Below are 11,217 nucleotides of genomic sequence, written 5' to 3'. Positions count from 1 at the left end.
GGTCTTGGCAGGTTCAAGCGGGGGGCAGGCAATGGAGTACGATACCGTGGGGGCAGCGGCCTTTGGTGCATCGCTACGCGGCATCGGGATCAATCTGCTGGTGCGCGACGTGAGCGCGCAGGTTGCGTTTCTGGGGGCGGTTTTCGGGATGCGCGCGCATCAGCCGACGGCGGATTTCGCGATCATCACCAGTGGCGATCAGGTGTTCCAGATCCACAGCGACGGCACCTATCATGCCAACCCGCTGCTGGGCCTGCTGCCCGAGACCCCGCCGCGCGGCGCCGGGATCGAGATACGGCTGTACGATATTGATCCCGACGCTGCGGCAGCGTTGGCAGAGACCGTGGGCGGGACCGTCCTGCAGCCGCCGACGGACAAACCGCACGGCCTGCGCGAGGCGTATATCCTGTGCGAGAACGGCTATGCCTGGGTGCCGAGCCGCCCGCTCTGACAGCGGATAGCGTTATTCATTCCTGGTGGATCGTTGGGTGCAGCCTGCCGGGATAGGGTGCCGAAAAGGAGACGCGCATGGATTTCTCACTCCTGTGGGCGGATGCCCCGCCCGTTCCGGCACATGCGCTGGCGGCGATTGGCGCGCTGGCGCTTGGGGCTGTGCAGCTGGTGCTGGCCAAGGGCACGCATTTGCACCGCATTGCGGGGCGTGTCTGGGTCGCGTTGATGGCGTTTGTCGCATTCAGCAGCTTTTTTATCCACGAATTGCAACTGATCGGGCCGTGGAGCCCGATCCATCTGTTGTCGATCCTCACGCTGGTGTCGCTGGTTCAGGCGGTGCGTACGGCACGGGCGGGCAATATCGCGCAGCACCGGATCATCATGCGGTCGCTCTATCTTTATGCGCTCGTCATCACCGGGGCCTTCACGCTGCTGCCGGGGCGCACGATGCACGCGGTCCTCTTTGGCGGATAGGCTGGACGCAGGACGCGCGACGTGATTGCCTGTCCGCAGCACAGCGGAGGGCACGGCATGACGGCGAATATGGAGCACTGGCAGGAACGGGTCGATCTGGCGGCGGCGTTTCGCTGGACCGCGCGGCTGAACATGCACGAAGGGGTGGCCAATCATTTTTCCCTCGCTGTGAACGACAGTGGCACGCAGTTTCTGATGAACCCCAACCAAGTCCATTTCAGCCGGATCCGCGCCTCGGATCTGTTGCTGATCGACGCCAATGATCCCGCCACGCTGGAGGGGCCGAACGCGCCGGACCCCACCGCATGGGGCCTGCACGGCGGGGTGCACCGGGCCTGCGGCCACGCGCGCTGCGTGATGCATGTGCATTCGATATTCGCGACCGTGCTGGCCTGCCTTGAGGACAGCCGCCTGCCGCCCATCGACCAGAACGCCTGCACCTTCTTCAACCGCGTGGTGATCGATGAGGATTACGGCGGGCTGGCGTTCGAAGATGAGGGGGATCGCTGCGCGCAGCTGCTGACCGATCCCAAGCAAAAGGTCATGGTGATGGGCAGTCACGGGGTGATGGTGATCGGCGACACGGTGGCCGATACGTTCAACCGGCTTTATTATTTCGAGCGCGCGGCCGAGACATACATTCGCGCCTTGCAGACCGGCATGAAGCTGCGTCGGATCAGCGATGAAATCGCGGAGAAGACCGCGCGCGAGCTGGAGCAATACCCCGATCAGGACGCCCGCCATCTGGCAGAGCTCAAGGCCATCCTGGACAGCGAGGGATCGGACTACGCCGCCTGAGGCGGGCATGCGGGCAACAGGGTGCAGCGCGCGTGACGGGCGGGGTTTGCCAATCCATGGGTGCCGGGGCTATCACGAATTATTCACCCCTGCGGCCCCAAGGTATTTGCCATGAACATTCTCTTTGTGCATCAGAACATGCCCGGACAGTACCGCGAGCTGGTTGTCTGGCTGGCCCAGCAGGGCGGGCACCGGATCTACTTCCTGACCCAGCGCCAGAACCCGCCCAAGATCAAGGGCGTCGAGGCGCGTATCTACAAGCCGCACCACAAACCAAAAAGCGATGCCTACGGGCTGTCAAAGGTTTGGGAGGAAAGCACCGGCGCGGGCTTTGGCGCTGTTCAGGCCGCCGCCAAGATCGAGCGGGAGGAGAACTTCACGCCCGATATCATCGTGGGTCACGTCGGTTGGGGGGAGCTTACGTTTTTCAAACAGCTGTGGGCAGACGTGCCGATCGTGGGCTTTTTCGAATATTACTACCGGCTGCACGGCGGCCCCGTGAATTTCGATGCCGAAGAGCCGGTGAACGCGCACACGCCGTTCCTGTTGCAGGCGCGCAATGCCACGCCCGCGGCGAACCTTATGACGGTGGATCGTGGATTGAGCCCGACGCGCTGGCAGCGCGACTGCTTCCCGCCGGAATTCCACGACAAGATCTATGTCTGCCACGACGGTATCCGCACGGACAAGCTGGTGCCGGACGCGTCCGCGTCACTGTCGCTGGGCCGGCTGGATCGGCCGATTACCCGCGACGACGAGATCGTGACCTATATGGCGCGCAACCTTGAGCGGATGCGCGGATTTCATCAGTTCATGCGTGCACTGCCCGATATCATGGATGCGCGGCCAAACGCGCGGGTGCTGATTATCGGCGGCAACGAGACCTCCTACGGGGCCAAGAACAAATCACCCGGTGGTCTGCGCGGCGAGATGGAGGCGGAGGTCGGCGATCGGGTCGACTGGTCGCGGGTGCATTTTCTGGGGCAGGTGCCGTTTGACAGCTACCAGAAGATCATCCAGATCAGCCGCTGCCACATTTATCTCACGATGCCGTTTGTGCTGTCGTGGTCGCTGCTCGAGACGATGTCGATGCAGGCGACCATCGTCGCCTCGGATGTCGCCCCCGTGCGCGAGGCCGTCACCCATGGCGAGACCGGATTGCTGGTCGATTACTTCGATCCCAAGGCGATTGCGGCGCAGGTGGTGGAGGTACTGGAGCGCCCGGAAGACTTTGCGCATCTCGGCGTCGCCGCGCGCCAGCATGTGATCAAGGAATACGACTTCCTCACCAAATGCCTGCCCGAGCATATCGCGGAAATGAACGCCCTGCTGCCAGCCGACAGGCAGATCACGCCGCCTGCGGGGTGATCAGTTCGTCGCGATATTGATTACGCCAAAGGCGGAGCCGATGAGGCCAAAGATCGTCTGCGCGCTGGTCACGGGGCTTTCGGTCGCGAACACCAGATCGCCCGAATTGATCGGGAAATTGCGGGCAGAAAACAGCCCGTCCGAGGACGTCAAATCGATGGTGAACACCACCCGCTGCTGACGCGGCCCGCGCACGCCTGCGGCAAGCGCGCTGGCGGGATATTCGCGCAGGATCAGCACGCCCTCGGGATTGGCGCGGGAATCCTGCACGCCGCCGATGATCGACAGCGCATCCAGCGCGGAAACTGAATCGCGGTTGAACTGATGCTGGCTCTCCTGCCCGGCCGCGCCGAGCGAAAGGAAATAACGGCGGTCTTCTTCGACGATGACCTTGTCGCCGCCGCGCAAGCGGGTGTCGAGCTGCGGGTTCTCGTAAAGGCGCGCCGCGGAAGTCTGGTAGATCTTGTGTCCGCGCACCAGTTTGACCTGCGGGTTCTCAAGGCTGCTTTGAATACCGCCGCCCGCCGAGATCGCCGCCAGAACAGAAAAATTCTGATCCGGCATCGGGATCGTACCGGGGGAGCTGACGCCGCCGACCAGATCGATGGAGTTTACGCGCCCCTCGGCCATGCGCAGTTGTACCTGCGCGCCGGGGACGATGACCTCGATCCGGCGTTGCAGCAATTCGCGCGCGCTGTCGGGGCTGCGGTCAGAGACGCGGACCTTGCCGATGTAGGGCATGAAGATCGTGCCATTCGCCGCGACCCGCATCCCTTCGAGGTTGGCAGTGCGTTGGCCCGGCACGGTCAGCAGCGAGTTATCCGTGTTGTCCCAGATGATGATGTCGATGGTGTCGCCGGGGCGGATCACCTGCGTCGCGGAGCCGTGGCTGTGCCCCAGCCAGCCATAGTGTTTTGTGCCCGTCGTGGGCCATGCGTTGACGCTGGGCAGAAAGGCTTTGGTCACGGGGTAAACGGCGAAATCGGCAACTGCATCATTCGACCCCTGAATGATTTCAGAGCGAAGCGCCGCCCCGCGCGGCAGCGGACCGCAGGCCGCGACGGACAGCGCCAAAAGCCCGCCAAGACAGAGTTTCCACCACACGCCCATAATCACCACCATTATTTTTGGTGTCCTGAGCCGGTGCAGTGTCGAAAAATAGCCGCTGCGCTGGCTTGGAAACCTGTTTGGGGCAAGATACCCTTTCCGCGCATGGCGTCAATGATTTCAACCCACACAACCGGGAATCGGCCCGTCCTCGTCATGGGGGCCACGGGGCGTCTGGGCGCGATGCTGCGGCTGCATTGGCCGGACGGCACAGCTCTGCGGGCGCAGGCGCGCGTGCCGGGCGCGGGCGTGTCGGTGTGCGATCCGCTGCAAGAGCCCGAACGGCTGGCCGAATTGGCACAGGGCTGTGCGGCGGTGGTGTGCCTGTCGGGTGTCACCCCGGCCTACGCGGCACGCACGGGGGCGCCGATGTCGCTCAACACCACGCTGCCATTGGCCGCCTTGCGCGCAACCGCGCCGGGGACGCGCGTGCTGGCGATTTCGTCGGCGGCGGTTTACGGCGCGCAGGCAGGACCGTTGGCCGAGGATACGCCGCGCGCGCCGCTGTCGGAATACGGAGATGCCAAGGCGGCCATGGAGGATGCGGTGCTGGCGCAAGGCGGTGGCCGCGCGCATATCCTGCGCATCGGCAATGTGGCGGGTGCGGACGCGATCCTGGGCGGCTGGCGGCCCGGCATGACGCTGCACCAATTCAGTGACGGCAGCACGCCGCAGCGCAGCTATATCGGGCCGCGCACGTTGGCGCGGGTGATTGCCGCGCTGTGTGCTGCGCAGAGCTTGCCGGACATCCTGAACGTCGCGGCACCCGGTGCGGTGGCCATGGGGGATCTGCTGGATGCCGCCGGTCTGCCTTGGTCGCCTGTGCCCGCGCCCGACACGGCCATCGCGCGGGTGGTTTTTGACACGCGGCGGCTCGAACGGCTCTACCGCTTTGAGGCGCGGGCGTGTACGCCCGCCGGGATCGTCGCGGAATGCGACCTGTCGCAGGAGCCCCCCGATGACCTGGCGCAAACGTCTGTTCGATCTGTTCTTTGCCAGCCTTCTGGTGATCATTCTGGGGCCGGTTATTCTGGCTTTGGTAATCTACATTTACCTCAAACAAGGCCGCCCGTTGTTCTATGTGGCGGAGCGGATGAAGACACCGGATCAGCCTTTCAACCTGCTGAAATTCCGCACGATGACCGTGGTGGCGGAGGATCAGGGCGTGTCGGGGGCGCACAAGGCCGGGCGGGTCACGCCGGTGGGCGCGCGCCTGCGGGCCAAGCGGCTGGATGAATTTCCGCAGCTGTGGAACATCCTGCGCGGCGATCTGTCGTTTGTGGGCCCGCGCCCGCCGCTGCGCGAATACGTCGAACGCTTTCCCGAAATCTACGCGGAGGTCCTGAAATCGCGGCCCGGCGTGACCGGGCTGGCGACAATCCGCTTTCACAAGCACGAGGAGCGGCTGTTGTCGCGCTGCACCAATGCCGCGCAGACCGATGATGTCTATTGCCGGATCTGTGTGCCGCGCAAGGCCCGGCTGGATCTGATTTATCAACGGAATCAAAGTACTTGCTATGATTTCGATCTGGTATTCCAGACCATTGCCAATCTTTTCCGGCGGCGGTGAGGCAGCGCTGGAGGTTGCTTGCGTGACAGATCGGGACGAAACGTTAGGCAAGCGCGCGGAATGGCTTTATGCTGCTGGCGGATTATCCTAAGCGCTGACGGTGTTTCGGTGGGGCGCGCCCGTTTGTGAGGGATGCGCGGTTTTGAAGGCGATACGATGCTCAATTGGGTGAAATCACTGACAAAGGTCCATAAGCGGCGGATCATGTTGGGGCTGGATTCCGTGCTGATCCCACTGTCGGCGCTGTTTGCATTTGCCGCGCTGGATCTGCCTGACGGGATTGTCAGCAATCTGCAAAGCTATCTGATCATCCTGCCCTACATGCTGGCGGCGGGTATCGGGTTTTCCTACTGGACCGGGATCAGCGATGTGCAGGTCAGCGCCTACGAGGCGGCGGCGGTCGGGCTGACGGCGGTGTTTGCGATCCTGCTCACGGTGGCGTCGATCACGATTTCGGACATTGCGGGGATGGGTCTGCCGATCGGCTTTCATATGGTGTTCGGCGTTGTCTTCTTTTGCCTGGCCGTCGCCTCGCGGGCCGTGATGCTGCAGATCGTCATGGCGATCTACCGATCGGGTGCGGAGCATTGCCGGGTCCTGATCTATGGCGCGGGCACCACCGGATCGCAGTTGGTGTCGGCGTTGCGGGCGCACGAAAAGATCCAGCCGGTTGCCTTTGTCGATGACAACAAGGGCTTGCAGGGGATGCTGGTGCACCGCCTGCCCGTCTACGCGCCCATCCGTGTGGCCGAAGTGGTGCGCGAGATGAAGATCGACCGCGTCTTGCTGGCCGTGCCCTCGCTGAGCCGTCCAAAACAGGCGCAGATCGCGCGGCGGCTCGAAGGGATGGGGCTGGAGGTGCAGACGCTGCCGTCCTTCTCGCAGCTGATCGGGGAGGAGGCGCTGGTGGACAAGCTCACGCCGGTATCGGCGCAGAGTTTCCTGGGGCGTGACGAGGTCGACAGCCCGCTTGGCGATGCGCAGGCCGTCTACAAGGGCAAGTCGATCCTCGTCTCCGGGGCCGGTGGCTCCATCGGATCAGAGCTGTGTCGCCAGGTACTGGACTGTCGCCCCGAAAGGCTGATCCTGTTCGAACTGAGTGAGCTGGCGCTGTATCAGATCGACATGGAGCTGCGCGCCGTGGCGGAGCAGGAGGGGCTGGCGACGCAGATCGTCCCGGTGCTGGGATCTGCGACCGACAGCCGACAGGTGCGCAAACTGCTGGCCACGCACAAGGTCGAGATCGTGCTGCACGCGGCCGCCTACAAACATGTGCCGCTGGTCGAGGCGAACCCGCTGACCGGGCTGGTCAACAACGTCTTTGGCACCCAGACCATGGCCGAACAGGCTGCGAAGGCCGGGGTGCAGCGGTTCATGCTGATTTCGTCCGACAAGGCGGTGCGGCCCACCAATGTGATGGGCGCGTCGAAACGTCTGGCGGAGCTGGTCGTGCAGGACATGGCGAAGCGCTCGAACCAGACGGTGTTTTCGATGGTCCGCTTTGGCAACGTGCTGGGATCGTCAGGCTCGGTCGTGCCGCTGTTTCAGGAGCAGCTGAGCCGGGGCGGCCCGCTGACCGTCACCGACAAGGGCGTGGAGCGTTATTTCATGACCGTGCAGGAGGCGGTGAAACTGGTGCTTCAGGCAGGCTCCATCGGGCAGGGCGGCGAGGTGTTCGTGCTGGACATGGGCAAGCCGGTGCCGATCCTTACCCTCGCCCGTCAGGTGATCGAAAGCGCGGGATACGAAGTGCGCGACGAGGCCAACCCGGATGGCGATATCGCCATCGAAATCACCGGCCTGCGCCCCGGCGAAAAGATGAGCGAAGAGCTGACGATCTCGAATGACATCCTGGGCACCAAGTATCCCAAGATCTTTGCCGCGCGTGAACACGGGCTGTCGCAGATTGAAATCGCCAGCGCCCTGCGCGGTCTGCGAGAGGCGTTCGTGGCCAGCGACGAAGAGATGGCGCGCGAGGTGGTGCGGCGCTGGGTGGATGGGTTCGACAGCAAAATGACGGCAGCGAGCGCGTCATGAACGCGGCGTAGAATTATCACGGTGACCCCGCGCGCGCCCCGGTCAGGTTGCTTTCCTGCGGGGGCGCGTGCATAGATTTTCAAGAGCCGATCAATCGGCAGGCGGATAGAGAGCAGAAAATGATCCGACGTTTCCTGACACTTGCGCTGGGGAGCACCGCACTGGCGATGCCCTGCGTTGTCGTGGCGCAGAATGCCGATGCGATTTTTGACGCCCCCGACCGCCCGTCGCTGAACTTTTACGGCGCACCGGGCCTGATCGACATGCCCTCGGGCGAGGCGCTGCCGGACGGGCAATTCACCGTTGGCGTGTCGCATTTCGGCGGTCAGACCCGTACCACGCTCAGCTTTCAGGCGACGCCGCGCATTTCTGCCAGCTTCCGCTATATCGGGGTGCAGGATCTCGATATTGCCGGGTTCGACGATGTCTACCGTGACCGTAGCTTCGATCTGCGCTTTCTCATCAACCGCGAAAGCCGTTATCTGCCCGCGGTCACCGTCGGCTTGCAGGATTTTGCGGGCACCGGGATCTATGGTGGTGAATTCGTGGCCGCGACCAAGACGTTCGAGGGCGCCCGCCTGCCCGGCCGGATCAAGGCGACGGTCGGCCTGGGCTGGGGCCGTCTGGGGAGTTCCGGCGGGATCGGCGCGCCCTTTGGCAGCGACCGCCCGGCGTTTGTGCCCGGCGACACCGGTGGCGAGTTGTCGACGGATCAATGGTTCCGCGGAGAGGCCGCGCCCTTTGCCGGGGTGGAATGGCAGATCAACGACAAGTTCGGCGTAAAGGCCGAGTACAGCTCTGACGCCTACGCGCTTGAGACCAGTGAGGGCGTATTTGAGCGGGACTCGCGGTTCAACTTCGGCGCCGAATACCAGGTAAGCGACGCGATCCGGCTCGGCGCCTACTACCTCTATGGCTCTGAATTTGGCGTCAACGTGCAGATGCAGTTGAACCCCAGTCGCCCGCCATCCGCGCTGCGCATTCCCGCGCCGCGCCCGTTTGATGTGCGCCCCCGGCGCAGCGCCGATCCGCAGGCCTATTCCGGCGATTGGGTCGTGACAGAGGCGGCGGCCTCGGGGGCGGTGCGCGATGCGCTGATCCCGCTGTTGGAGGCCGAAGGGCTGACGCTGGTCGAGGCCAGCACCACGGCTTCGACCACCGAGATCCGCTTCCGCAACGAACGCTACCGCGCGACGACAATCGGGATCGGACGTGTGGCGCGTGCGATGGCGCGGGTTCTGCCCGCCTCGGTCGAGACATTCCGCATCACGCCGATGATCGCGGGGCTGCCGCAGTCGACGGTGGTGTTCCGCCGGTCCGACCTAGAGGCGCTGGAAACCTCACCCAACGCGCCCGACGCGCTGCTTGCGGTCTCGGGCATCGAGAACGCGCGCCCGTCGTTGGTCAACACCGCGCGCAACCAAGACCTTTATCCTGCGTTCCGCTGGTCGGTCGGTCCCTACATCGCGCAAAGCTTTTTCGACCCCGAGGAGCCCGTACGCATCGATGCGGGCATCAGCGCCAAGGCGTCGTTCAATCCCGCACCCGGTTGGACCATCGCGGGGGAACTGCGCCACCGTCTGACCGGCAACATCGGTGAAAACGCAACGCCGAGTACCTCGAACCTGGAGCCCGTACGGACCAATGCGGGGCTATACGCGCAAGGCGCAGACACCACGCTGCGCACGCTTTACGTCAATCACCAGTGGAAGCCGCGCAGCGATCTTTATGCCCGCGTCACCGCTGGCTACCTGGAGCGTATGTTCGGTGGCGTCTCGGCGGAGATGCTTTGGAAGCCCGTGGCCAGTCGTCTCGCGCTTGGGGTCGAGGCCAACTATGTCAGACAGCGTGAATTCGATCAGGGCTTTGGCTTTCAGGACTACGGGGTCGCGACGGGCCATATCTCGGCCTACTATGAATTCGGCAACGGCTACACCGGGCAATTGGACGTGGGCCGCTATCTGGCCGGTGACGTCGGGGCGACCGTCACGCTGGAGCGGGCGTTTGACAATGGCTGGAAGGTCGGTGGCTTCTTTACGCTCACGGATGTGTCGGCGGATGATTTTGGCGAGGGGTCGTTTGACAAGGGGATCACCCTGACGATCCCGGTCGATTGGTTCCTTGGCCAACCCGACAGCCGCAGTTTGAGTACGACAATCCGCCCGATCCAGCGGGACGGTGGCGCGCGCCTGTCGGTGCCCAATCGCCTGTACGATCAGGTCGTGCAAGGGCACCGCGAGGGCTTGGTCGGGAATTGGTCGGGGGTTTGGCAATGAGACGCATGGGTCGTGGTGCGCTTGGGGCGCTTGTGGGGCTGAGCCTTCTGGCGGCCTGTAGTTCCGAATCCGCCAACGAAGAGCGCAGCCTGGGCACGGTGCTTGTCGGTTCGCTGCGCGAGGCGGTTCGCACGCAGAGAGCGGAGCGCGCGCCGAAGGTGCAGGTCACGCCGAAGATGTTGGCGGAGACCCGTGAGGCCGCGCTTCAGATCAATCCTGAGTTGTTGGGCGGGAGCGACTTTCTCCGCCGCGCTGCATCGCGGCGCGATTCGCATCCGGGACGGGTCGAGATCTGGAACTCCTCCGACAATGCACAGGTCTTTCTGCGTGATGGTGTCCTGGTGGGCACACGTGGCGTCGGGGGTGACATTATTGCCGCAGATGCGACAATGACCGTTCTGGCGGTGCAGGGCCGACGCGCAAACGCCGGGCTGCGCAGCTATGAAATCTCCAACGGTGACGCGACGACAACAAAGTTCCAGTTGCAATGTGACGTATCTGTTGTTGGTCGTGAAAATATTATCGTTGTAAATCAAAAGTTTCCAACAACTCACCTGCGGGAAAACTGCCGCGCAGGAGAGGACGCGCGCACCGTGCTGAGCAATGATTACTGGGTGCAGGATGGCAGCGGATTGGTGCGAAAATCGCGACAATGGGTGGGGCCGCGCTCTGGCTACTTCGAGATGATCTTGCTAAAAAACTAGACATTGCGGAGATATTGGGCAAATCATTGCCAATTAAATGACGCACCGCAGAATGGATAGTTGTGAATTTCAATCACGTAGGCTATCCCTGCACCTAATCGTACCAGGGTGAGAGACCCTGACATTGAGTAAAACAGGATGACACCAATGCTTAAGACACTTTCCGTATCCGCCCTCATCGCCATGATGGCTTCCGCTTCTTTCGCCGGCTCGCTGGGCACGGCAACTGTCGAAGCAGAGCCTCAGGATGAAGGCGTGTTCGTTCCACAGGTTGGCTCCGGTATCGGTGTTCCTGCCGTGATCGGCGCAGTTGCAGCCGCCGCCGTTCTGGCAGCCGTCGTTTCCAACGACAGCGACAGCGACACAACAACAGGCGCAGTCGAAGAAGACTAAGTCTTTTTCCCCGTCGAGATTTTTGGCCTTCCCTGCG

General features: G+C 63.2%; 10 protein-coding genes and 1 pseudogene. 10 read left to right on the top strand and 1 reads right to left on the bottom strand.

Going from position 1 to position 11,217, the window contains the following annotated elements:
- Nucleotides 1-31: 31 nt before the first annotated feature.
- The 4 genes from KDD17_RS14310 (at nt 32) to KDD17_RS14295 (ending at nt 3,093) form a co-directional block, all read left to right on the top strand.
- Nucleotides 32-451 carry a VOC family protein gene (locus KDD17_RS14310; RefSeq protein ID WP_212704279.1) on the top strand — a complete coding sequence of 140 codons (420 nt, stop codon included), beginning with the start codon at nt 32-34 and terminating at the stop codon, nt 449-451.
- Between the two features lie 77 nt (nt 452-528).
- Entirely contained in the window at nt 529-927 is a 399-nt protein-coding gene (locus tag KDD17_RS14305; RefSeq protein ID WP_212704278.1) for a DUF2306 domain-containing protein, read from the top strand.
- A 57-nt stretch (nt 928-984) separates the two neighbouring features.
- The gene (locus KDD17_RS14300) at nt 985-1,725 is read left to right on the top strand and encodes a class II aldolase and adducin N-terminal domain-containing protein (RefSeq protein WP_254796803.1); all 741 of its coding nucleotides are present in this window, start codon (nt 985-987) and stop codon (nt 1,723-1,725) included.
- A 111-nt stretch (nt 1,726-1,836) separates the two neighbouring features.
- Complete coding sequence (locus tag KDD17_RS14295) at nt 1,837-3,093, top strand: glycosyltransferase family 4 protein (protein ID WP_212704277.1); 1,257 nt, start codon at nt 1,837-1,839, stop codon at nt 3,091-3,093.
- Here the strand turns inward: KDD17_RS14295 and KDD17_RS14290 are convergent, their stop codons facing one another.
- A complete protein-coding gene (locus KDD17_RS14290) occupies nt 3,094-4,215 on the bottom strand; it encodes a polysaccharide biosynthesis/export family protein (RefSeq protein ID WP_254796802.1) in 1,122 nt (373 codons plus the stop codon). It lies immediately after the preceding gene.
- Nucleotides 4,216-4,305: 90 nt separating this feature from the next.
- Here KDD17_RS14290 and KDD17_RS18915 point away from each other — a divergent pair.
- From KDD17_RS18915 to KDD17_RS14265, 6 genes and pseudogenes are all read left to right on the top strand, one after another.
- Nucleotides 4,306-4,749, top strand: a pseudogene (locus KDD17_RS18915) (NAD-dependent epimerase/dehydratase family protein); the annotation flags it as partial.
- Between the two features lie 409 nt (nt 4,750-5,158).
- Nucleotides 5,159-5,770: a sugar transferase gene (locus KDD17_RS14285; RefSeq protein WP_212704276.1), complete on the top strand. Its 612-nt coding sequence runs from the start codon at nt 5,159-5,161 to the stop codon at nt 5,768-5,770.
- Between the two features lie 156 nt (nt 5,771-5,926).
- Nucleotides 5,927-7,807 (top strand): polysaccharide biosynthesis protein, encoded by a 1,881-nt coding sequence (locus KDD17_RS14280; protein ID WP_212706249.1) that lies wholly within the window; start codon nt 5,927-5,929, stop codon nt 7,805-7,807.
- 119 nt (nt 7,808-7,926) lie between these two features.
- Nucleotides 7,927-10,083, top strand: coding sequence for a YjbH domain-containing protein (locus KDD17_RS14275; protein WP_212704275.1), 2,157 nt, complete (start codon nt 7,927-7,929; stop codon nt 10,081-10,083).
- Nucleotides 10,080-10,787: a YjbF family lipoprotein gene (locus KDD17_RS14270; RefSeq protein ID WP_212704274.1), complete on the top strand. Its 708-nt coding sequence runs from the start codon at nt 10,080-10,082 to the stop codon at nt 10,785-10,787. Before KDD17_RS14275 ends, KDD17_RS14270 begins: the two co-directional genes overlap by 4 nt.
- A 147-nt stretch (nt 10,788-10,934) precedes the next feature.
- Entirely contained in the window at nt 10,935-11,180 is a 246-nt protein-coding gene (locus KDD17_RS14265) for a hypothetical protein (RefSeq protein WP_212704273.1), read from the top strand.
- Nucleotides 11,181-11,217: the final 37 nt, after the last annotated feature.

The organism is Sulfitobacter albidus, from assembly GCF_018200035.1.
GTDB classification, from domain to species: domain Bacteria; phylum Pseudomonadota; class Alphaproteobacteria; order Rhodobacterales; family Rhodobacteraceae; genus Sulfitobacter; species Sulfitobacter albidus.
Note: the sequence above shows the minus strand (reverse complement) of the source record. Positions and strands in the feature narration are given on the sequence as shown.